This is a genomic window from Psychrobacter jeotgali (assembly GCF_904846315.1).
Classification (GTDB): Bacteria; Pseudomonadota; Gammaproteobacteria; order Pseudomonadales; family Moraxellaceae; genus Psychrobacter; species Psychrobacter jeotgali.
Window position 1 is genome coordinate 2,694,484 of sequence record NZ_CAJHAF010000001.1, and the last position, 20,682, is coordinate 2,715,165.

The window sequence follows — 20,682 nt, forward strand, 5'->3', positions numbered from 1 at the left end:
TGATAAATATAAGGACAATAATATGAATGTTTCGATTAGTGGTCACCATATCAGCGTTACTGAAGCCATGGATAAAGCAGTTCGCGACAAACTTAGCAAAATTGAACGTCATTTTGATCAAATTCAGAGTATCCAAGTGATTTTGTCGCAGCAACATAGTCCTACAAGAGGTGATGGCAGTCAAAAGAATAATAAAGCTGAAGCTATTATGCGAGTTTCAGGTCAAGAAATGTTCGTCCAAGCGCATGAAGATGATATGTATAAAGCTATTAACGAAATGGCAGATAAACTTGATAGACAAGTTCGCAAATATAAAACTCGTCAAGAGCGCAGGAAAACTCAAAGTACTGGGCTTGGTGAGCTTTATGTAGATAATGAGATTGATGAGAGCTTACCAACCACCTAATAAAGTTGGTAGATCAATAGTAGTATAGACTCGTTTAACAGTAGCTATAACTTCTCAAATCTAGTTCAATAAGAACCAGTAGCAGTCTAAATCACAAGTGTTAAGCTTTGACTGGTTTGGTAGTGGTGGTGATTAATAACAATTATGATAATAAAATTAATTTTCACTATACTGAACCAGTCAAACTATCTCGATTTTACTTGAGGGGTCATTAACTGCAGAATCTAGCTTCAACAATGGAAAAAAGCCCTTAACGTAGCTAACGTTAAGGGCTTTTTAGTAAGTAAGTGTTTAAAATACTCACTCATTTATCAATCAACAAGCCTATCTTTGGTGTCCTGTACCACTTCTATTCTCATGCCCTCAACGATCTGTAATTGGCGCAGATCATCTTTAGCAATAACCTTACCATCAACCTCAACAGCATAGCGGCCTTGACTTAAGCCCAACTCATTAACGACTAATTGCACGGTTTGATGAGTGGTTTGCATGTGCTTGCCGTTGACACTAATCATACTCATAAAACGACTCCTTGTTAGTTATGATACTTCTGTCCATCCTCTAATCTATCTCTACATTAATCAGTGGGAGCCTAGCCGAAAAGCGGTTATAGCTAGCCACAACCAACCTGCTATCATTAGCACGCCACCGATAGGAGTTATCGCCCCAAACCAGCGCGGTGCGCCTAAGGTCATTGCGTATAAGCTGCCTGCAAAGATAAGTATTCCTATTTGCAATAACCAAGCACTGGTCTGAGCTATAAGATTGAAACGAATTAATAATCCAACCAATAATAACCCAAGGCCATGCACAAACAGATATAGGGTTGCTGTCTGCCACCATTCAAGCTGTTGGGCGCTAGCGACATTTTTGAGGCCGTGAGCTCCAAAAGCCCCTAATGCAACGGCTATAGCCATATTAATAGCGGCAATACCTATCCAGTTCACCATCATTTTATAACCTTGGTTAATGACTTTTAATAAAATAGCAGCAAATGAGATCTATTTTCTAAAGCGCTCCTTTAAATGGAGCTATGTTTTTTAAATCAAGCTACATCCTAAAGTGTGCTCTTTAGCAACTATTGAATATCATCCGGTAACACCACACTGTCAATAGTCATGGCATCACGGATTTTATCCATAGCGTTTTTCTCGATTTGACGTACCCGCTCTGCAGAAATAGAATAAACCGCTGCCAACTCATGTAAGGTAGATTTTTGCTCAGTTAACCAGCGCTGCTCAACGATATCACGCGAACGATCATCCAAGGTATCCATTGCTGCTATTAGGGCAGAGGAATTGCTCTCCTCCCAGTCAGACTCTTCTACCATCTCAGCAGGATCGATACCGTCTTCTAAGAATAACTGCGGCGCATAACGGCCATCATCATCATCGCTTGATTGTGCTTCAAAAGAGGCATCATAAGAGGTCAAACGTGATTCCATCTCAAGCACTTGCTTACGAGTGACATTGAGGTCTTTAGCAATAGCATCAGCCTCTTCTAAAGTCAGCTGGTTATTGGTCTTTTTTAGGCTGCGTAAATTAAAGAATAGTTTACGGTGCGCTTTAGTGGTGGCGACCTTAACAATGCGCCAGTTACGAATAACAAACTCATGAATTTCAGCTTTAATCCAATGTACCGCAAACGATACTAAACGTACGCCTTTATTAGGATCAAAGCGTTTGACCGCTTTCATTAGTCCCAAATTACCTTCTTGGATAAGATCGGCTTGCGGCAATCCATAACCTGAATAGCTACGGGCAATATGAATCACAAAGCGCAGATGCGACATAACCAGCAAGCGTGCAGCCTCTACATCGCCTTCATCATAGTATCGATGCGCTAATTCCTGCTCTTGAGTCGGAGTCAAAATCGGAATCTGATGCACCGTATTGATATAAGCACCAACGTTAACCCCAGGCGCAGACAAATGCGTAGGCATTGCGGGTACTAAATCACGCGTACTGGTCTCTTCAAGTAAACTGGCATCATAAGGCGGGCGCTTAGATGCAGCTTCAAGTGCTGCTTCGCGAGCGGCGTTCTTTTCAGTATTAGCGCTATTTTTCGGTGTTTTTCTCGCTTTCGGCGAGTCACTAGAAGTAGCCATATCCTTGACCTTAATCAAATAATTAAACAAATTTTAAGTTAACAAATAGGAAATCAAATATTTTCATTACTCTAATTGTAAAGGATAGCAGCGTTTAGTTGCTATCAGTTTTAGTAATGATGAAGTGAAATATTGTATCAGTAGCGCTTTGGCTATTATCACTTATAGAAGTGCTATCGGTTGCTTGATTGACTAATAATAGCAGGGTTTCAGCATTAGGATTTTGCCTAGTTTGGGCACAAAATGCAGTGATATCCGCTTGCGAGTTAGGATCAGTTGCCACTACGTATAAAGCTTCATTTGCATTTACCTCTCGCAAGGCTACCTTAGTCTTTAATAATGGCATCGGACAGGCCAAGCCTCGTCCATCCACAATCTTTTTAATCATTACCTGAGCTTTATAGTCAGCTTTGGTGCTGCTGATCTGCGCTGCACTTACTTGTAAATTATCAATAGCGTGCACTGGCAACAAATTTAATAAAGTAGAAATGGTTTGTTGTTCAGTATTCGATAAAGCTGGTGATAAATAAAAGGGATAAGGCATATCTGTACTAGCCGTTAAATGGTTATCATTAGACATAAATAACACCTTAATATATGGACTCTTAACCTTTAATAGCATCATAAATAGTAGACAGATGAGTATTTAGGATAGAAGCGTTACTGACCTGATATTATAACAAATCAATGCTTAGCAATTGCAGCTGTTTGTGAGGAGCGTTAAGAAGACTGTCTTTAGTTTAATTAATGGTAAAAACATGTGTTGCACAAAAGTGACGCCAGTCTAGATATTAGTAGCCTATACGACACTAGAATTGACCTTAAGTAGACAAGCTCGTATAGTCGATATGACGTTATGATTAATCATATAGGATATGCTCTTGCATCAGTCTAATAGAAAATCAGTAGCCAAATACTTAGTCAATAATCAGCTTAATTATGAGCTAAGCAAGCCCAAATCGTATCTATGCTATCAGCAAAACAGGCCGCTAGCTAGGCGGCTGGGCGCTGGATTTATGATAGCTATAATGATGAGTAGCAGCTATGCAGAAACTGCAGCCAACTTGTCAAAAACAAACTTATCACAGCCGGCAGCGCTGATGTCAAACCCAACCTCTACTAATTATAGTTCATGGGGTGGATCAAGTTTACAGGGCTCATGGCAGCCGTCAACAGACTTAAATGAGCTGGATCTTCCTAATCTACGAGGACAAGGACTGAGCTTTGATGAGCAATATCAAAATAAGTTACTGGGGGCCTGGTCTTTACAAAATATAAATAAGAGCGCCAAGATGGAGCATGACCCTTGGATTCAAGAAACCCTGAAAAATATGACTTGGCGATTGAATGCCCAAGCACGGCAACAGGCTCCTTTGGCGCTGGTTATTATTGACAATCCTAGTATTAACGCTTTTGCGGCACCGGGCGGAGTAATTGGCTTGAACACCGGTACGATATTGGCTGCTAATAGTATGGATGAGCTGGCAAGCGTAGTAGCTCACGAAGTGGCGCATATCAGTCAGCGTCATTATGAAAGCGGTGCTGATGAGCGTAAAAAAGCCTTACTAATGCAAATAGGCGGGATGCTAGCTGCTATCGCCGCTTCTGCTGTCGATGGTGACGCCGCCGCTGCAGTGATGGCAGGTAGCCAAACGGCAACCATGAATAGCAGTATGGCTTTTAGTCGGAGTAACGAGCGTGAAGCTGATCGGGTAGGGATGCAAATTATGAATCAAGCGGGCTATAATCCGCGCGCTATGCCCAGCTTCTTTGCGACCATGGATCAAAAAACTCAGCTTAACCAAGTTGAAAATCGGTTTCTACCTAGTTTTGTGCGCTCGCATCCGCTTAGTAATGAGCGTTTGAGTGAATCTCAAAGCCGCGCCCAGCGTTATCCAGCGCTCTCACTTGCACAGCAGCAGCGTCATCAAGCATTGTTCGATTTACTGTATTGGCGAGTACAGAGCACCGGTAAACATGCCTCGCAGACCGCATTAACTAGCGCTGCTAAGCGAAGCTTGGGCGCAAAAATTGCACTCATGCATTGGTACGGCGAACAGCAACGCTTCGATGAGGCGAATGCGCTCATGTCTGAGCTGTCGGCGTTAGCGCCGGCACAGGTACAAGCGTTAGAACCTTTATTGTCTATTACTTATAGTCAGATACTTAGTGAGCAAAACAAATGGCAACAGGCCGCTGAAATACTAGCTCGTCAGCAGCGCTTATACCCCGAGCGCCGTGACTTGCGTCTTTATCTTGCCGAAGCATTAACCAATAACAATCAGCCCACTCAAGCACAAGCACTGCTAAAACCTTTGACCGAGCAGCAGCCTAGCGATCGCTATGCATGGCAAAGTTTGCAACTGGCGAATGAGAAAATAGCTAAGACTACCACTTCAGCTACGCTGGCAAATATCGCTACTATCAATGCGCTGCGTTACCGTAGTCATGACCAGTTATGGAGTGGACGTTACGATAGTGCGCTGACTTCATTAGCCCAGGCTAAGCAGCTTATTAACAACCTGCCAGCGTCACAGGGCAGTAGTACTACGCCACTATTGGCGAGTGTAAACCAAGAAATCAACGCTGTAAAAACCGCCAAAGACTTCAAGCCCTAGGCGGTGGTTTTATAGGTTAATAAATGAGATCCATTAACTGCTATTTAACCTTGTAAAGCCTCTTTTACCAGCTTGGAGATTACCGCAGGATCAGCACGTCCCGCTGTTTTGCTCTTAAGCGCGCCCATCACACTACCCATATCACGCATGGAGGTTGCTCCTTGTTCAGCAACCTCAGCATTGACCAAAGCTGCCAGCTCATCATCATCCATCTGCTTGGGCATGAATTCATTGATGATATCAATCTCGAACTGCTCTTTGGTTGCTAAATCTTCACGGCCATTTTCGGTAAAGATAGCCAAAGACTCTTGACGCTGTTTGAGCTGCTTTTGTAATACGTCTAATACACCAGCATCATCTAGCTCAACTTTACGATCAAGCTCAATTTGTTTGATAACGGATTGCACGTTGCGCAGGACTTTCACACGCTCAAGCTCACGTGCTTTCATAGATGTTTTGATACTATCGGCTAGATTTTGTTTGAGGTTACTCATAGCTTTTATTATTCCTTATAAAATTAGAGGGTTGTGGCAAAGTTGATATAGTAAATAATATTGAAAAGTGTAGCATAAAAAACGCCACTGATATCATTAGATAGCAGTGGCGCTGGTATATCAGGCGTAGAATAGTTTTACAGTAATTCTAAATAACGACTTTCAGCAGTAACGTTTAAAAGTAGTAACCTTAAATACTTAAATTATGAATGGATACAGTAATCATTCATTCAAGGCCAGTCATTTATTTATCTGTGTATCACAGCTACTAAAGCACATATAACAAAATTAGATTATATGCTGAAGCTTACTGAGAAATATATTAGTACTTACGCGTAGTACGGATAGTATCGCGTTGTAGTTTTTTCTTATAACGCTTAACGGCAGCTGCTTTTTTGCGCTTACGCTCTTGCGTTGGCTTTTCATAAAATTCACGCTTACGCACGTCTGATAGGACGCCGGCTTTTTCACAAGCACGCTTAAAACGGCGGATAGCAATATCAACTGGTTCGTTCTCTTTAACCTTAACTGAAGGCATGAAGACTCCTTAATGAGGATGAGATTAAAAGACATTAGTTTGGCTGTATAGTAGTATTTAGCCGTAATATCTCAAGATTACAGGCATCAGCTCAAACTAGGATAAGCTTGCGCTATAGCACAAGGGCGAGTATTCTACTAAAAAATGTGAGTAAAGTCAAGGTCTTTAGCTGAGTGGCTTTACATTATTCGTGCTATACATTTATAGCTCTTATACTAAAATTTGTACTAAGATAGTCACTATTACCGTCAATAAAAATGTAATAACAGGGTACAAAAAAGCCATACGGCTTGTACGTATTAATATGGGTTTATGCTATTATAATTTCAATACGGCCCTACTCTATAACCATAAGTTTTCGATGTTTTTATACCGACTTTACTAAGCAAGAAATAAGGATGAAATATGAAAAAAGCGATAGCAACAACTTCATACCGTACTGCATTAGGACTAGCAATAGCTGTTAGTTTAAGTATGGGAATCAGTGGTTGTAGTAGTGATGAGAGTAAGTCAGACGAAGTGAAGGCAGTAGATCGGGTTGACGATGCTAGTGAGCAAGCACGGGCGAATGCTCCTGAGCCTGAAGACCAAGGGTTTGCAGAAACCACACCGGTACCAACCGCTGAAACCGCCAATATGGATGAAGCCGTTAATGTAACGGACAATAGCGTAGAAGCAGAAAGTGCAGCGGTTGATACGGCTGAAACTGAAGCTATTAGTGCCAATACAGGCGTACAAATCTATGAGCAAAAATGTAAAATGTGTCATGATAGCGGTTTATTAAATGCGCCAATATACGGTGATAAAGCCTCTTGGGAACCACGTCTTGGTAAAGGTTTAGACACTTTGACTATGCATTCAGCTGAAGGCTTTAATCAAATGCCAGCCCAAGCGTTTGGTGGCACCACCGAAGCAGAAGTCCGCGCAGCAGTCGAATATATGGTTGATGCCGTTAGTTAATGATAGTGATTGAAATTTGTTAGACTAACCGCCATTGTAATGAGCAGTGGCGGTTTTTTTTGCTTGAAAATTTTCAAAAATTATCAACTAACGCCAATTAGTGTTTATAACTTATTCTAAAGAGCATCGTACGACTGACGATGTAAAGGCGAATGCATGAAAGTATTGGGTTTAGAAACGTCTTGTGATGAAACAGGACTGGCAATTTTTGATAGCGAGCTGATAGATAGCGAGCATAATGGCTTGCTGGGGCAAGTACTGTATTCGCAAATAGAGCTGCATGCGCTGTATGGCGGTGTGGTGCCTGAGCTTGCCAGCCGTGACCATATTCGTAAATTAGTGCCATTGTTAAATGAGCTACTAGAGCAGTGCGATATCTCAAAGGATGAAATTGATGCCATTGCTTATACCAAGGGCCCAGGGCTTATTGGCGCTTTGATGACAGGTGCGCTGTTCGGGCGTAGTTTGGCTTATGGTTTGGATATTCCAGCGATTGGCATTCACCATATGGAAGGGCATCTGCTGGCACCTTTAATGGGTGCCAATCCGCCGGCTTTTCCTTTTGTCTCTCTCCTCGTATCAGGTGGTCATACGCAATTGATTGCCGCGCAAGGTGTCGGTCAGTATGAGATATTGGGCGAATCGATAGATGATGCTGCTGGCGAGTGCTTTGATAAAGCGGCAAAGATGCTCAATTTGCCCTATCCGGGTGGGCCTAATATTGCAAAATTGGCGGAATCGGGTAATCCAAACGCTTATGAGCTGCCTCGTCCGATGCTGCATCGAGGGCTAGATTTTTCTTTTAGCGGTATGAAAACGGCAGTACATAACCTGATTAAAGATACGCCTGATTCTGATAGCGACCCACAAGTACGCGCCGATATTGCAGCGAGTTTCCAACATGCGATGGTCGATACTTTGGTAAAAAAATGCGTCAAAGCATTAAAGCAAACAGGCATGAGCCGTTTGGTTATCGCCGGCGGCGTCAGTGCTAATACGCATCTACGTGAGACTTTGGAGACTGAGCTGGCGAAAATAAATGCCACGGTTCATTATGCACCGCCTGAATTGTGTACTGATAATGGGGCGATGATTGCTTACGCAGGCTTTGAGCGTCTGCAAGCTGGGCAGTCCGATGATTTGGCGGTCAGCTGCGTACCACGTTGGCCGATGACGGAATTGCCGGCGCTGTAAGTTTGACCAAAAAGCTGATTCTTAACGGTTATTACGGATAGCCTTAATCTCTTTGTAGCTTTGATTAAAAAAGGATAACCCTATGCAGTGGTTGGCTATCGGTTTGGGTGCGGCAATCGGCGCATGCTTGCGAGCGTGGCTGACACGCTTTAATCCGCTGCACAGTTGGATACCGCTTGGCACGCTTGGCGCTAATATTTTAGGCGGATTATTAATTGGTTTGGCGCTGGTGTGGTTTGAACGTACGGGTAGTGGATTATCCGATAACGTCCGTGTGTTTGTGATTACTGGATTTTGCGGCGGGCTGACCACTTTTAGTACCTTTAGTGCTGAGGTATTTGGTTTTATGCATGACGGGCGCGTGCTGGCGGGTTTAATTCTTGTGGGTTTGCATGTGGGGCTGACTTTATTGGCTACCGCTGCTGGGTTTTATTTGTTTAAGCTGGTTTTATAAACTGCGATTGATATTACTCACTCGATAGTCTGCTTTATATTAGACTATTCTGAATAGGCTGTTTATTGCTTATCATGTCAGTTTTGGTGGTTCTAGTGGGGTTGTATTCAATATGCTGTTAAGTGATTACTTAACAGTTCTTAATATAAACCGTCTTTCTGAGCTTTTGAGAGGTAGGCTAGCTTTAGGTTTTTATCTGCTGGTCTAAATGTCTGAGTTGAATTACTACTTACTTTTATAGTGGCAGACACAATACTACCAAGTGTTCCTGCAGGTATTATAGAGCTACCTGTTAAAGCAGCTAGAGTTATATCCATAATTATACCTTCACCTATCTTTTCTTTATAAAGATTGAATATTGTTGATAAATTATGTTTTATATATTCTTTGAAGCCTTCTTTGGTTACTTTATCTAAATCCGCTATAGATTTTGTAAGGTTGGAAATAGCTTTTTTTGACGCTAAAGTTTGGTCAGGAGACAATAGTGCTTGTTCGTAAACTTCATCTAAATATTCATGAAGAGATATAAACTCATTTTTTCTCAGTTCTTTAAACTCTAAAATATCGTGAATATTAACTTCGCCTGTAGGAACAGGAAGACAAGAAGCAAGATCAATACGTAAAGTGTTTCTTTCTTCAATATAATCGTCGAACATGGTAAGTTCATCACTAAACTGTTGAATAACCCAATCTGTTTCTTTATCCTTTACTAACTCCTTAGCAACTAGACCTTGGCATGAAAGCATAGCATTTGTAACTTGATCTCCTTCGTAAGACCCATGGAAAGCAATTCTGGGACGTTCTATAGCTCCAGCTGATATGAAAGCTTCTTCTTGAGGCACACCAATATGTACTAAGTTATTGGTTGGAATAACTACTTTATCCCAGTAAAGAGCATAGTAACGCATCTCGTCTAAAGAAATACTCCCATTCATTTGAAAGCCTTTCGGTAATCTATTTATAATACCTGGTGTAGCTATTATCCCTCTGTTCAAGAGTCCCTCCTTTTAATTTTTTATCTAAACTGTGCTTATTGATTCGTGAAACTTACATTTAAAGCCCATAATATAGAATTATGGTTTTAGTTTGGAGTAGTTAGCACGTAGGTTGGGTAAAGCTTGCGACACCCAACACGATAGATTAAGATTAACTAAACCCTATTACTCGTAGAATACCATGCAATATCGCAGACACTACGTTCAAGGCGCTAGCTATTTTTTAACCGCTAACCTTACTAATAGATCAAGTGATTTGCTAATTAAATAGATTGAGACACTACGCTACGCTTTCAAAGTCGTAAAACAAAAACATCCTTTTTATATCGATGCTATCGTTATTCTACACGATCACTTGCACATGCTATGCACGATGCCAAGCGATGATACTAATTATTCTGAGCGTATTAAGCTGATTAAATACTATTTCTCTTATCGTATTGCCAAAACCGAGCATATCTCAAAGAGCCGTCGCACAAAAGGCGAGCGTGGTATTTGGCAAAGACGATTTTGGGAGCATTGCATTCGTAATGAAGCGGATTATCGTATGCACATAGATTATATCCATCTGAATCCAGTCAAACATGGGTATGTTAAACGGGTTCAAGATTGGCAATATTCATCGTTCCATCGTTCCATCGATTCGTAGCGGATGGTTTATTACCTATAGACTGGGGTGGTTGAATAACTCTCCAATATATAAATGTTGGGTGTCGTAAACTCCACCCAACCTACGTACTACAAATAATCAAATGTAACTCATTGAACAGTTTATCAATGTCCTCGTCATATATACCTATTTCCTGTACTCGTCTGAATGCAAAGCCAAAAATTCTTTCAATATTGGAGTTTTCATAATTCTTGTTTTTTGTGATATTTTCTAGTTTATCTAACTCTGGAATTATTACATTATGATTAAGTTTGAAAAGAAATTTGAGTTCGCCTAATATTTTAATTACTTCTAATTCATTAAGTTCTGCCTTACTCATAACTATCTCCAGCTTATTAAAAGTATATCTCATCTACTTATCATATAAAAAATTGTTCCCATAACGGACGTTATGACAAATAGCACCTACAACGGCTTAACTATCCCCGCCAAAAGACCAGCAAACCCCTGCATATAAGCCATGTTTTCGCTTGCAGTGCGCGTTGCTGCATAAAGCTGGCAATGCACCCCATCCCCCAAAGGTCTTGAGACCACCCAACCTTTTTTCTCATATTCTGCCACCACCCAATCGGGGAGGGCAGCGACTCCGCGCTCGCTTGCGACCAATTGAATCAGCATAGCGGTCAGCTCGGTGCTGCGTATCTTATTAAAGCTAACCTCGCTTGGCGTCATAAAATTGGCGATAATATCAAGGCGCTTAGCCTCGACCGGATAAGCAATCAAGGTCTCATTCGTTAAGTCATCAGGACAGATAAAATCTTGCTCAGCGAGCGTATGAGTTGGTGACAGTACCAAGCGGCTCTCGTACTCAAATAACGGCTGGTAGCTGATACCTTCTAACGGCAAATTGCTGGTAGTAATGAGCAGGTCAATATCACCTTCCATCAGTAAATGATGGGGCTCCGGCTCAAAGCCAGTTGCAAAGTCGAGCTCCACATCCGACCATTCGCGGCGATATTGATTGAGTATCGGCATCAGCCAATCAAAGCAGCTATGACACTCAGACGCTAAGCGCAGTCTGCCCGCTTGACCATGAGCTAAGCGTTTAAGATTGGTCTTGGTTCGGGTGACTTGCGGCAGAATACTATCCGCCAGCGCCAGTAATGTCTTGCCAGCAGGGGTAAAGGTTAGTGGGCGAGTACGGCGATTGACGAGGCTGATATCGTAGTAGTTTTCCAGCTCTTTTAACTGGTGCGAGACCGCAGAGGCGGTAACGTGCAGCTCATCAGCAGCGGCAGCGAGTGAACCATGTGCCCGTAGCGCGGTTAAGGTATTTAGATGACGAAGCTCTAGCATAAGACAATCGGATAATTATAATGAGGGAAATTCATTATACTTAATAGAGCAATTAATTTCACTCATAAATTATTATTGATATTTACGATTTAACGCTTACGTAATAATAACTGCGAGATAATGACCAATATTAAGGATGCAGCGAGCAGTAAAGTACCAATTGCATTTACCTCAGGCTTAAGACCGACACGCACCATCGAATAAATACGTAACGGCAAAATCTCATAACTGGGTCCGGTCACAAAGGTTGAAACCACCACATCATCAAGAGATAAAGTAAAGGCGAGCAGCCAGCCTGCCATCACTGCGGGGAAAATAACGGGAATCAAAACCGTGCGCACCATGGTTGACTCAGACGCGCCCAAATCCCTTGCCGCCTCCATCAAGCGCTCATCCAAGCTGCTCAACCGTGCAAAGACAGTAATTACTACAAACGGCAGGCAAAAAGTAATGTGCGCCAGTAATAAAGAGACAAAACCTAACTGCAAACCAATTAATAAAAATAGCGCGAGCAAAGATATCGCCAAGACAATCTCAGGTGACATCATCAGCACAAATAATAAGCCATTAAGTAAGCCTTTACCGCGAAAATCGTAGCGATGTAGGGCGAGGGCAGTCAAAGTGCCAATCAAGGTAGACACAGTAGCTGCCACTAATCCTAAAACGATAGAATGCCAAAAGGCATCAAGCATGGCTTGGTTATTAAACAGGGACTTATACCATTTAAGACTAAAACCACCCCAATTGTAGCCAATTTTTGACTCGTTAAAGGACATCACCACGAGTACGATAATAGGCAAATAAAGCAGCGCGTATATCAGTCCCAAGTAGCCTTTTGCGGCGATACTGCCGATGCGTTTGGTTTTGATAGGGTTTGAGTTGGACATCAGGCCACCTCATTAAAGTCAGTCTTGCCAATGCGGCGGCTACTGGCACGATAAGCCAGCAATAATACTGCCATTGCTAAGGTTAATAACACGCTAGCAGCAGCGCCAAATGGCCAGTCTCTAGCATCTAAGAACTGGTTTTTAATAATATTACCCACCAGCAGATTACGTGAGCCGCCTAAAATATCAGCCACATAGAACATCCCCATAGCGGGTAGCAATACTAATAACACCCCGGAGATGATCCCTGGTGTGGTGAGCGGCAGTACCACATGCCAAAAGGTTTGTGGTTTTGAAGCGCCTAAGTCCTGTGAGGCCAGTAGCATATCATCACGCAAGTCAGTAAAGACGGCATAAAGTGGCAGTACCATAAAAGGAAATAACAAATAAGTTAGACCAGCGATTACCGCGCCTTGGGTGTATAAGATATCGATAGGTTTATCAATGATACCTATGGCTAGCAGCGCTTTATTAATCAGACCGTTATTAGCAAACAGCAACTTTAGCGCATAAGTGCGCACTAGTGAGTTGGTCCAAAAGGGTAGGATAAGCAACATCATCAGTAGCGGCTGCCAACGTCTTTGAGCTTTGGACACCAGCCAAGCAAAAGGGTAGCCTAGTAGTAAGCAAATAACTGTGGTGATACCCGCCATCCATAATGAGTGCATAAACACCTCAAAATAAAGCGGGTCGACCAAACGGATATAGCTATCAAGATTGACAGGCAGACTGATAAAGTCGCTAGTGTCACGTGACAAAAAGCTGACCGCTATGACTAATATATTCGGCAATAACGCAAATATAAGCAGCCAGCCCCAGATCAACCAAAGCGTTGCAGTGCGAAACGGACTCTTATTGCTAAGCTTGCTCATCAGTTTATGACTGTTACGGGTACGCGCCATTAATTGTCATCCTTTTGAACAGCCTCTTGGATAATAGCGGCTTGAGTATCGATAGCTGAGTCAAAATCAGCGGCCTTCTCATCAGGCAGTACCCATTCCCAACCATCGACCCACGAGACTTTGACCGCTTCACCCAGCTTGTAATCAAAGCTTGGGTCATCTTCATCAAAGAACTCTGAGGCTTTAATAATATGACCATTATCTAATTTGATAATAGAATCCAGCGTACTACCTTTATAATTACTCTCAATCACTTGTCCAAGTAAACCACTATGTTCACTGTCGTTGGGGGCATAAATGCGCAAGTCCTCAGGACGCAGCAATAAGCTGACCATGTCACCGACTTTGACGTCGCTGGCAAAGTCAGGGCGGCGTAGATTACGCAGCGGCGTCACGCCGTCTTGTACTTGCGCCTCGCACACCTCAACCTCAATGCGTCCATTGGTGACTTGACCATCACGGTCAGGCTGCTCAGGATAGACGCCTTTGACTTCAGCTTTGAATAGATTGGTCTCACCGATAAACTTGGCGGTGAACAGGTTAGCCGGGGTTTCATAAATCTCAATAGGGGTGCCAATTTGCTGAAACCGGCCATCTTTCATCACCGCAATCCGATCCGACATCGATAGCGCCTCTTCTTGGTCATGAGTGACGAAGACAAAGGTAATGCCAAGCTCGCGCTGCAAGCGTTTTAGCTCCGATTGCATCTGTAAACGCAGCTTATGATCGAGAGCCGATAACGGCTCATCGAGTAGTAATAGCTTAGGGCGGTTAATGACCGCACGCGCAATAGCGACTCGTTGCTGCTGTCCGCCAGACAAGTCTTGGGGTCGGCGATTGGCCAAGTGCCCCAATTGCACCATATCTAGTGCCTCTTGTACCCGCTTTTGAATCTCGTTTTTGGGAACTTTTTTGAGCTTGAGCCCATAAGCGACATTTTGTGCGACACTCATGTGCGGAAATAGAGCATATTGTTGAAAAACGGTATTGACCGGGCGTTTATCGGCTGGCAGTCCCGCCATCTGCACGCCGTCTAAATAGATAGCCCCAGCGCTGGGCTGCTCAAAACCAGCAATAAGGCGTAGCAAAGTAGTCTTACCACAGCCCGAAGGACCAAGCAAAGTAATAAACTCGCCGTGCTTGATATCAAGATTAATATCGGTCAAGACCTCGGTTTGGTCGTAAGACTTTTTAATACCGGTAAGCTGCAAGAGCGTATCAGTAGGCGTAGCTTGTTTGGCAAGCAGATCGGTCATGATATTGTCCATAAAACAACAGATTCCTAAAATACCAAAAGCTCAATATAGTAGCTTGAGTCAATGATTTTGATGGGAAAGGATAGATATGAGTTTGGATAAAAGTAAAGCGCGGGCTATGACTATAATCTGTTTTAAATACAAAAGTTGACCATTATAACCTGCTACTGATATTTATTTTATAGTGGATCGACTACACGTATTATAACAAACCAAAGGTTTAAATTAAGGCAATCTCTTTATCAATTGTGTGAGTGCCTCTTCTGCTTGTATAAAACAGATAAAATAGGTAAAACAGCTTTAATTAACCGAAGAAATTTTTATTATTTATGCTTATATTGCTATACAATTATTAAAATTGCTCATTTAGCTGACGCTGATTACTGTGCGGATTACGGACAATCTAGCTTTTTTTATTACTTACCCTGAAGTCATTACTTTTAAAATCAAGGATATCTTATGATTAGCCCCACTCGTCCAAAAACAGGTGCCGAAGCGCTTGCTCTCCTAAAAGAAGGCAATATCCGTTATATGGATAGCTTGACTAACCCCGATCCTATGACTCGCAAGCGTCCAGCACTAGTAAAAGATCAAAACCCTTTAGCTATTATTTTGGGCTGCTCGGACGCTCGTGTACCCGTAGAGATTGTCTTTGATCAAGGTTTGGGCGAGTTATTTGTCATTCGTGTAGCAGGCAATGTGGTAGCCCCTTCACAAATCGGCTCTATAGAGTTTGCTGCCGAAAAGTTCGATACTCAATTGGTGGTGGTACTTGGACATTCGCACTGCGGGGCGGTAACCGCTTGTGTGGAGGCGATGATAGATCCCGATAAATATTATTCGCCTAACCTGCAATCTATCGTCGACCGCATTCGTCCCAGTGTTTATAACTTACATGAGCTTGCTACTGCCAATGGGCACGATGTTGATGCCGATGAGCTAATTAACCGCTCTATACGAGCCAATGTACGGATGTCAGTGAGTCAGCTTAAGCATGGCTCGCGTGCGCTTGAGGATTTGACCAGTAGTGGTCAGTTGCTCATTGTCGGCGCTGAATACGATTTAGAGACCGGTAAAGTCAGCTTTTTAGACACTTGATAGTCAGTACCTTATATTTGAATAGGTTAATTTTAAATGTTTCAATTAGAGCGACTAATATTGGTGTGCCTTGATTTTTAGGCGCTACGCTCCTATAACTACTAGAGCCGTAGCTTTTGAGAAACTACTCTAAATTTAACTTAAATATAAGGATAAACCATGTCTAATTCGGATAACGCTAAACATAAGCATGCAACGATTGATCAGCCTAGTAATAGCGTCAAGGCGGATGGTGTTCAGCCTATCGCCATGACCACTGAAGGTTTTACTTTTAACCATACAATGCTACGGGTTAAAGATCCTGCTAAGTCGTTGGCTTTTTATACTGGCGTGCTCGGTATGACCTTGCTGGCTATCAAAAAATTCCCTGAAATGGAGTTTGATCTGTATTTCTTAGCCAAGCTCACTGAGGATGAACGTAACAATCTACCGGCAGGCGAGGATTTGGCGATTTACACCTTCCGTCAGCGCGGTATTTTGGAGCTAACCCACAATTACGGTACCGAAGACCAAGCTGACTTTAGCTACCATGATGGTAATGAGCAACCGCAAGGTTTTGGGCATATTTGCTTTACGGTGCCCAATTTAGATGAGGCTATTGCTTGGTTCGATGACAATAACGTGGAATTTAAAAAACGTCCAGAAGAGGGCAGTATGAAAGATATCGCCTTTATCAAAGACGTTGATGGCTACTGGATTGAGATTGTCCAAGCGGACTTGATGGGTTGATGGCTGATTAACCCATCTTGTAAATAAAAACTTTTTAATAAAAAGTAAAGGAGAAATGGGTATATGCCTACCCCTGAGGCACAGGCCGCTAGTGCCACGACAGACTCAGTAGCTAGCCAATCAACTCATTCAGTAACTGAGATAACGGGTGATGCCCTAACTTATCGAAATATAGCTGATACGGCCAATGATTTAGTCATGAGCTTCGTCGAGCGTATCCCTTACTTGCTAGCTGCGATAGTGGTGCTGATTATTTTTTGGCTGCTATCGATAGTCTTCAAAAAAGTGGTATACAAGCTACTAGGTAGTCGCATTCATCATCAAAACCTAGTCAAAGTCTTTCAGCGGGTAGGCGGGGCATTGATTGTTTTTATTGGTTTTATGATTGCCATGGTCATTGCTCTGCCCGGTTTTACGCCTGCCAAACTCATTGGTGCGCTGGGTATTGGCTCGGTAGCGATTGGCTTTGCATTTAAAGATATTTTTCAGAATTTATTATCTGGGATTTTATTACTAATCTCAGAGCCGTTTCGTATCGGCGACCAGATTATTTCGGGTGATTACGAAGGTACGGTTGAGGATATCAAGATTCGGGCGACTACCATCAGAACTTATGATGGTCGGCAAGTGGTTATTCCTAATTCCGACTTGTATACCTCAGTGCTGACAGTCAATACCGCTTACAAACAGCGCCGCTTGCAAGTAGCAGTCGGCATAGGTTACGAAGACGACATCGAGGCGGCAAAGGCGGAGATTCTGCAAGCGTTAAATCAAGCCGATACGGTATCGACTAAAGCGGACCCTAGCGTGATTGCGACTGGATTTGGTGATTCAACTATTGATTTGATGGTACGTTGGTTCATCGAAGATGGCACGCAGGCCAACAAGGTAGCGTCGATTCATCAAGTAATCGTTGAGATTAAAAAAGCGCTAGATAATGCCGGAGTCAATATTCCTTTCCCTATACGTACCTTAGATCTAAGCGATCCTTCGGTTAAAGCTATAGTACAAAAGGCTAAAGATCAGAATAATGGTGCTAATGATAGCAATCTAAATCAGACAAGCTTAAATAAATAAACCCTAGTATTTATACAAAAAAACCGTCATTTAAATGACGGTTTTTTAATAGTTTTAAAAAATAAAACTAGTCTTTTTTCACTTTAAAATCAGTATGGCAGGATTTACAGCTTTCACCCACTTGACCGAACGCTGGCATAACCTCATCAATACTGGTCGCGTTCTGGGCGACGGTATTTAATTCAGCAGTAGCTTGCTGGAAGTTATCCGCTTCTGCACGGAAACCGTCAACGTCAACCCAGACTGCTTCAGTAGCATTACCCACAGCTTCTTGATTGGTAAAATGACTCCATGGCGTGGCAGAATCCTCTGCTAAAAATGCGGCTTGCTCTTTGAATACCGCTGCATCAAAGGTTTCTGGCGCTTCGGCCATATCACCCATGATACCCATTGCATCACCCCAGCTTTTCATGCTGTCTTGGCGAGCTTTGACATCGGGATCGACAGCACCGCTACAGGCACTTAGGCCTAATGCGGCTGCGACGAGTGTTATACCAAATACGGATTTTAAAGTGTTATTGCTGTGAGTTTTTACCATTTGTGTGACTCCTCTAAGTATGGCTACCAAAACGTCTGGCTATCAAAAAGGTACAATTACAATCCTTGTCCCTTATTAAGTGGCTAATAAAGCACTTAATCTAAAAATAAACAAAATTTCACTATAACGTGGATATAGTGTTTTGAATATACTCAAATGAGCTTTACTAAGATAGGCCGTTTATAGGGACTTTTGTAAGAAAAAATTAATATGCTTGGTTATCAATAGGTTATTAGATATAAAAAAACCAACTATAAAAGCTGGTTTGTTTAATAAAATCTATTTATTTATAAATGAGCGTCAAAAATACATTGGCGCTATAGGCTCAACCAATCACGTGGTTGGAGATAGTAATCGGTCAATTCAAATTCTGGAGTGCCAGGCTCAGGCTCAAAGCGGTAATGCCAGCTGGCAAGCGGCGGCATACTAACTAGGATAGATTCGATACGCCCATTACTTTGAAGTCCAAATAAGGTGCCACGATCATAGACCAAGTTAAATTCGACATAACGACCCCGGCGATACAACTGAAACTGGCGCTGCTTATCGGTATAAGGGGTTTCTCTACGCTGCTCAAAGATAGGAATAATGCCTTCTAAATAGCCGTTGCCTACTGCTTTCATAAAATCAAAGCAGGTTTCAAAGTCCCAGCCGCGGCTCTCGGTATTGACATCATCATAGAATAGACCGCCTATGCCCCGCTGCTCATCACGGTGACGCAGATGGAAGTACTCATCACACCACTGCTTAAAATCCGGATAAACGCTATCACCAAACGGCGCACACAGATCATGGCAAACTTGGTGCCAATGCACACAATCAGCCAATACTGGATAAAAAGGCGTCAAATCAAAACCACCACCGAACCACCAAATAGGGGCTTCACCCTCAGCTTCGGCTACAAATAAGCGCACGTTGGCGTGACTGGTAGGGACGTTTGGGTTTTTGGGGTGTACGACTAACGACACCCCCATGGCTTGCGCTTTGCGACCAGCGATATTGGGATGACGAGCGGTCGCTGAGGCGGGTAAGTTATGCACATGGATATGACTGAACATAACGCCAGCCTTTTCGATAACCTCACCATCAGCTAGGATACATGAACGACCACCGCCGCCTTCAGGGCGCTCCCAATCATCAGGGACAAAGGTAGCACTCCCGCCGCCTGCGCGCTCTTGTGCTTCCAATGCTCGACAGATACGGTCTTGTAAATCGACTAAAAACTCGCGTACACGTCCGATATCATTTTCGGTTGGCACGGTAGGGGCTAGTGTATTACTGTCTGAAACAGAAGGGTTAAGGTCGTTTTTATTAGAAATACTCATAAAAATATCTATTATAATAATGGGCTTTAATAAACAATCATGAAGGATGTATCATGATAGTTATTTATTCAAATGGGCCGCTGTATAAATCTCTTTATCGAGTAGATGGCCCATACGGTCACGTTTAGTTGCCAAATAATCGGCATTCATATCATTGACTCCTACCACTAGAGGCACCCGCTCAACGACATTGATGCCATGATCCATCAGATAAGCGACCTTATCAGGATTATTGGTAATGAGCCGCACTTCTTTAACCCCAACATGGGCAAGCATTGGCCCGCACATATCATAAATACGTGCATCAGCAGGCAGGCCCAGCATGAGGTTGGCATCGAGGGTATCGTGCCCTTGATCTTGTAGCGCATAAGCACGAATCTTATTGGTCAGACCGATACCTCGGCCTTCTTGGCGCAGATATAAAATAGCGCCGCAGCCATTATCTTGTATCGCTTGCATGGCGGCATTGAGCTGCGGACCGCAGTCGCATTTGAGCGAGCCAAAAGCATCACCGGTCAGGCATTCAGAATGGATACGTACCAAAGGAATAGCACACTGGGATGAGGCTTGCTTCCCATCTTCGGTAGATATAACATCACTATCGACCACGGGTAAGCCAAGGGTTAGCATCACATGCTCTTGACCGTCTTTGTTTTCGAACACATGAATATCAAACTCGCCGTGACGGGTAGGTAAAGTTGCATTAGTGATAAATTGATATGACATTAGTGTCCTGCATAAGCCGATTATGGTGGCAGTAGAGGGAGTGAATAAGAGGTTAAGGCTATAAGCTTGAGCTTATAAATAGTAATAGTATTGCGCTGTACTTACCGAATATTCGGTTTAGTACTTGAATAGGATATAGGGACTATTAACTATAAAACAACTATATGCCCGGTTTATAAGTAGGATTATGCCAAAGCGTGTTTTTATAAACTGCAAGATTTATATATCTGCAAGAATACACACAAAGTTCACATACTGCCTACGATGATTAAAGCGATGAGTCAAAAAAAATGCTATTATGCCATACTATTTTAACCGATACAGTGACAAGTTTTAACCCTAGCATTACTACATCGTCACCAATGAACAACCACTAGCCTATGGCTTTAATTTATAGTGGCAGCATAACAAA

Annotated in this window: 24 protein-coding genes; 9 read left to right on the top strand and 15 right to left on the bottom strand. The window is 42.7% G+C overall.

Going from position 1 to position 20,682, the window contains the following annotated elements:
* Positions 1-22 precede the first annotated feature (22 nt).
* Complete coding sequence (gene hpf / locus JMX18_RS11170) at positions 23-406, top strand: ribosome hibernation-promoting factor, HPF/YfiA family (protein ID WP_201587749.1); 384 nt, start codon at positions 23-25, stop codon at positions 404-406.
* A gap of 311 nt (positions 407-717) precedes the next feature.
* On the opposite strand, the gene thiS is transcribed toward hpf, so the two are convergent.
* From thiS to JMX18_RS11190, 4 genes are all read right to left on the bottom strand, one after another.
* Positions 718-927, bottom strand: coding sequence for a sulfur carrier protein ThiS (thiS, locus tag JMX18_RS11175; RefSeq protein WP_201587750.1), 210 nt, complete (start codon positions 925-927; stop codon positions 718-720).
* 60 nt (positions 928-987) lie between these two features.
* Entirely contained in the window at positions 988-1,356 is a 369-nt protein-coding gene (locus tag JMX18_RS11180; protein WP_201588332.1) for a DUF423 domain-containing protein, read from the bottom strand.
* 128 nt (positions 1,357-1,484) lie between these two features.
* Complete coding sequence (gene rpoH / locus JMX18_RS11185; protein WP_201588333.1) at positions 1,485-2,348, bottom strand: RNA polymerase sigma factor RpoH; 864 nt, start codon at positions 2,346-2,348, stop codon at positions 1,485-1,487.
* 259 nt (positions 2,349-2,607) lie between these two features.
* Positions 2,608-3,093 carry a sulfurtransferase TusA family protein gene (locus tag JMX18_RS11190; RefSeq protein ID WP_227674643.1) on the bottom strand — a complete coding sequence of 162 codons (486 nt, stop codon included), beginning with the start codon at positions 3,091-3,093 and terminating at the stop codon, positions 2,608-2,610.
* Between the two features lie 436 nt (positions 3,094-3,529).
* On the opposite strand from JMX18_RS11190, the gene JMX18_RS11195 reads away from it, so the two are divergent.
* Positions 3,530-5,131: a M48 family metalloprotease gene (locus JMX18_RS11195; RefSeq protein ID WP_201587752.1), complete on the top strand. Its 1,602-nt coding sequence runs from the start codon at positions 3,530-3,532 to the stop codon at positions 5,129-5,131.
* A 44-nt stretch (positions 5,132-5,175) separates the two neighbouring features.
* Here the strand turns inward: JMX18_RS11195 and JMX18_RS11200 are convergent, their stop codons facing one another.
* Together JMX18_RS11200 and rpsU are read right to left on the bottom strand one after the other, a co-directional pair.
* Positions 5,176-5,625: a GatB/YqeY domain-containing protein gene (locus tag JMX18_RS11200; protein WP_201587754.1), complete on the bottom strand. Its 450-nt coding sequence runs from the start codon at positions 5,623-5,625 to the stop codon at positions 5,176-5,178.
* Positions 5,626-5,947: 322 nt separating this feature from the next.
* Positions 5,948-6,163 (bottom strand): 30S ribosomal protein S21, encoded by a 216-nt coding sequence (rpsU, locus tag JMX18_RS11205; RefSeq protein WP_201587756.1) that lies wholly within the window; start codon positions 6,161-6,163, stop codon positions 5,948-5,950.
* A 405-nt stretch (positions 6,164-6,568) separates the two neighbouring features.
* Between rpsU and JMX18_RS11210 the strand changes: the two genes are divergently transcribed.
* From JMX18_RS11210 to crcB, 3 genes are all read left to right on the top strand, one after another.
* A complete protein-coding gene (locus JMX18_RS11210; protein ID WP_201587758.1) occupies positions 6,569-7,123 on the top strand; it encodes a c-type cytochrome in 555 nt (184 codons plus the stop codon).
* Between the two features lie 156 nt (positions 7,124-7,279).
* The gene (tsaD, locus tag JMX18_RS11215; protein WP_201587760.1) at positions 7,280-8,317 is read left to right on the top strand and encodes a tRNA (adenosine(37)-N6)-threonylcarbamoyltransferase complex transferase subunit TsaD; all 1,038 of its coding nucleotides are present in this window, start codon (positions 7,280-7,282) and stop codon (positions 8,315-8,317) included.
* Positions 8,318-8,399: 82 nt separating this feature from the next.
* Positions 8,400-8,771: a fluoride efflux transporter CrcB gene (gene crcB, locus JMX18_RS11220; protein ID WP_201587762.1), complete on the top strand. Its 372-nt coding sequence runs from the start codon at positions 8,400-8,402 to the stop codon at positions 8,769-8,771.
* Positions 8,772-8,911: 140 nt separating this feature from the next.
* Here crcB and JMX18_RS11225 read toward each other — a convergent pair whose 3' ends face one another.
* Positions 8,912-9,766 carry a DUF6236 family protein gene (locus JMX18_RS11225; RefSeq protein WP_201587764.1) on the bottom strand — a complete coding sequence of 285 codons (855 nt, stop codon included), beginning with the start codon at positions 9,764-9,766 and terminating at the stop codon, positions 8,912-8,914.
* Positions 9,767-10,100: 334 nt separating this feature from the next.
* Here JMX18_RS11225 and JMX18_RS13265 point away from each other — a divergent pair, with 334 nt between their 5' ends.
* On the top strand, positions 10,101-10,415 hold the full coding sequence (locus JMX18_RS13265; RefSeq protein ID WP_265088836.1) for an REP-associated tyrosine transposase: 315 nt from the start codon (positions 10,101-10,103) through the stop codon (positions 10,413-10,415).
* A gap of 82 nt (positions 10,416-10,497) precedes the next feature.
* On the opposite strand, the gene JMX18_RS11235 is transcribed toward JMX18_RS13265, so the two are convergent.
* The 5 genes from JMX18_RS11235 to potA form a co-directional block, all read right to left on the bottom strand.
* Positions 10,498-10,755, bottom strand: coding sequence for a hypothetical protein (locus JMX18_RS11235; RefSeq protein ID WP_201587766.1), 258 nt, complete (start codon positions 10,753-10,755; stop codon positions 10,498-10,500).
* An 86-nt stretch (positions 10,756-10,841) separates the two neighbouring features.
* Complete coding sequence (locus JMX18_RS11240) at positions 10,842-11,732, bottom strand: LysR family transcriptional regulator (protein WP_201587768.1); 891 nt, start codon at positions 11,730-11,732, stop codon at positions 10,842-10,844.
* Positions 11,733-11,821: 89 nt separating this feature from the next.
* Positions 11,822-12,619, bottom strand: coding sequence for a spermidine/putrescine ABC transporter permease PotC (gene potC, locus JMX18_RS11245; protein WP_201587770.1), 798 nt, complete (start codon positions 12,617-12,619; stop codon positions 11,822-11,824).
* Complete coding sequence (potB, locus tag JMX18_RS11250) at positions 12,619-13,521, bottom strand: spermidine/putrescine ABC transporter permease PotB (protein WP_227674644.1); 903 nt, start codon at positions 13,519-13,521, stop codon at positions 12,619-12,621. The genes potC and potB overlap by 1 nt, the downstream gene beginning before the upstream one ends.
* Entirely contained in the window at positions 13,521-14,789 is a 1,269-nt protein-coding gene (potA, locus tag JMX18_RS11255; RefSeq protein WP_406947355.1) for a spermidine/putrescine ABC transporter ATP-binding protein PotA, read from the bottom strand. The genes potB and potA overlap by 1 nt, the downstream gene beginning before the upstream one ends.
* Before the next feature lie 447 nt (positions 14,790-15,236).
* On the opposite strand from potA, the gene JMX18_RS11260 reads away from it, so the two are divergent.
* The 3 genes from JMX18_RS11260 to JMX18_RS11270 all read left to right on the top strand — a co-directional run bounded on the left by JMX18_RS11260 (position 15,237) and on the right by JMX18_RS11270 (position 17,681).
* Positions 15,237-15,875: a carbonic anhydrase gene (locus JMX18_RS11260; RefSeq protein WP_201587772.1), complete on the top strand. Its 639-nt coding sequence runs from the start codon at positions 15,237-15,239 to the stop codon at positions 15,873-15,875.
* 159 nt (positions 15,876-16,034) lie between these two features.
* Entirely contained in the window at positions 16,035-16,604 is a 570-nt protein-coding gene (gene gloA / locus JMX18_RS11265; RefSeq protein ID WP_201587774.1) for a lactoylglutathione lyase, read from the top strand.
* Between the two features lie 63 nt (positions 16,605-16,667).
* The gene (locus tag JMX18_RS11270; protein ID WP_201587776.1) at positions 16,668-17,681 is read left to right on the top strand and encodes a mechanosensitive ion channel family protein; all 1,014 of its coding nucleotides are present in this window, start codon (positions 16,668-16,670) and stop codon (positions 17,679-17,681) included.
* Between the two features lie 67 nt (positions 17,682-17,748).
* Here the strand turns inward: JMX18_RS11270 and JMX18_RS11275 are convergent, their stop codons facing one another.
* The 3 genes from JMX18_RS11275 to ribA all read right to left on the bottom strand — a co-directional run bounded on the left by JMX18_RS11275 (position 17,749) and on the right by ribA (position 20,270).
* Entirely contained in the window at positions 17,749-18,219 is a 471-nt protein-coding gene (locus JMX18_RS11275) for a c-type cytochrome (RefSeq protein WP_201587778.1), read from the bottom strand.
* A 317-nt stretch (positions 18,220-18,536) separates the two neighbouring features.
* On the bottom strand, positions 18,537-19,544 hold the full coding sequence (hemF, locus tag JMX18_RS11280) for an oxygen-dependent coproporphyrinogen oxidase (RefSeq protein WP_201587780.1): 1,008 nt from the start codon (positions 19,542-19,544) through the stop codon (positions 18,537-18,539).
* Positions 19,545-19,604: 60 nt separating this feature from the next.
* Positions 19,605-20,270, bottom strand: coding sequence for a GTP cyclohydrolase II (gene ribA / locus JMX18_RS11285; protein WP_201587782.1), 666 nt, complete (start codon positions 20,268-20,270; stop codon positions 19,605-19,607).
* Between the last annotated feature and the right edge of the window lie 412 nt (positions 20,271-20,682).

Excerpts from the sequence above, each read along its gene's own strand:
- potC (WP_201587770.1), bottom strand. The coding sequence starts at position 12,619 with ATGTCCAACTCAAACCCTATCAAAACCAAACGCATCGGCAGTATCGCC.
- ribA (WP_201587782.1), bottom strand. The coding sequence starts at position 20,270 with ATGTCATATCAATTTATCACTAATGCAACTTTACCTACCCGTCACGGC.
- thiS (WP_201587750.1), bottom strand. The coding sequence starts at position 927 with ATGAGTATGATTAGTGTCAACGGCAAGCACATGCAAACCACTCATCAA.
- JMX18_RS11200 (WP_201587754.1), bottom strand. The coding sequence starts at position 5,625 with ATGAGTAACCTCAAACAAAATCTAGCCGATAGTATCAAAACATCTATG.
- JMX18_RS11195 (WP_201587752.1), top strand. The coding sequence starts at position 3,530 with ATGATAGCTATAATGATGAGTAGCAGCTATGCAGAAACTGCAGCCAAC.
- potB (WP_227674644.1), bottom strand. The coding sequence starts at position 13,521 with ATGGCGCGTACCCGTAACAGTCATAAACTGATGAGCAAGCTTAGCAAT.
- hemF (WP_201587780.1), bottom strand. The coding sequence starts at position 19,544 with ATGAGTATTTCTAATAAAAACGACCTTAACCCTTCTGTTTCAGACAGT.
- hpf (WP_201587749.1), top strand. The coding sequence starts at position 23 with ATGAATGTTTCGATTAGTGGTCACCATATCAGCGTTACTGAAGCCATG.
- JMX18_RS11235 (WP_201587766.1), bottom strand. The coding sequence starts at position 10,755 with ATGAGTAAGGCAGAACTTAATGAATTAGAAGTAATTAAAATATTAGGC.
- JMX18_RS11210 (WP_201587758.1), top strand. The coding sequence starts at position 6,569 with ATGAAAAAAGCGATAGCAACAACTTCATACCGTACTGCATTAGGACTA.
- rpsU (WP_201587756.1), bottom strand. The coding sequence starts at position 6,163 with ATGCCTTCAGTTAAGGTTAAAGAGAACGAACCAGTTGATATTGCTATC.
- gloA (WP_201587774.1), top strand. The coding sequence starts at position 16,035 with ATGTCTAATTCGGATAACGCTAAACATAAGCATGCAACGATTGATCAG.
- JMX18_RS11275 (WP_201587778.1), bottom strand. The coding sequence starts at position 18,219 with ATGGTAAAAACTCACAGCAATAACACTTTAAAATCCGTATTTGGTATA.
- rpoH (WP_201588333.1), bottom strand. The coding sequence starts at position 2,348 with ATGCCTACGCATTTGTCTGCGCCTGGGGTTAACGTTGGTGCTTATATC.
- crcB (WP_201587762.1), top strand. The coding sequence starts at position 8,400 with ATGCAGTGGTTGGCTATCGGTTTGGGTGCGGCAATCGGCGCATGCTTG.
- JMX18_RS11240 (WP_201587768.1), bottom strand. The coding sequence starts at position 11,732 with ATGCTAGAGCTTCGTCATCTAAATACCTTAACCGCGCTACGGGCACAT.
- JMX18_RS11260 (WP_201587772.1), top strand. The coding sequence starts at position 15,237 with ATGATTAGCCCCACTCGTCCAAAAACAGGTGCCGAAGCGCTTGCTCTC.
- JMX18_RS11270 (WP_201587776.1), top strand. The coding sequence starts at position 16,668 with ATGCCTACCCCTGAGGCACAGGCCGCTAGTGCCACGACAGACTCAGTA.
- potA (WP_406947355.1), bottom strand. The coding sequence starts at position 14,789 with ATGGACAATATCATGACCGATCTGCTTGCCAAACAAGCTACGCCTACT.
- JMX18_RS11190 (WP_227674643.1), bottom strand. The coding sequence starts at position 3,093 with ATGTCTAATGATAACCATTTAACGGCTAGTACAGATATGCCTTATCCC.
- tsaD (WP_201587760.1), top strand. The coding sequence starts at position 7,280 with ATGAAAGTATTGGGTTTAGAAACGTCTTGTGATGAAACAGGACTGGCA.
- JMX18_RS11180 (WP_201588332.1), bottom strand. The coding sequence starts at position 1,356 with ATGGTGAACTGGATAGGTATTGCCGCTATTAATATGGCTATAGCCGTT.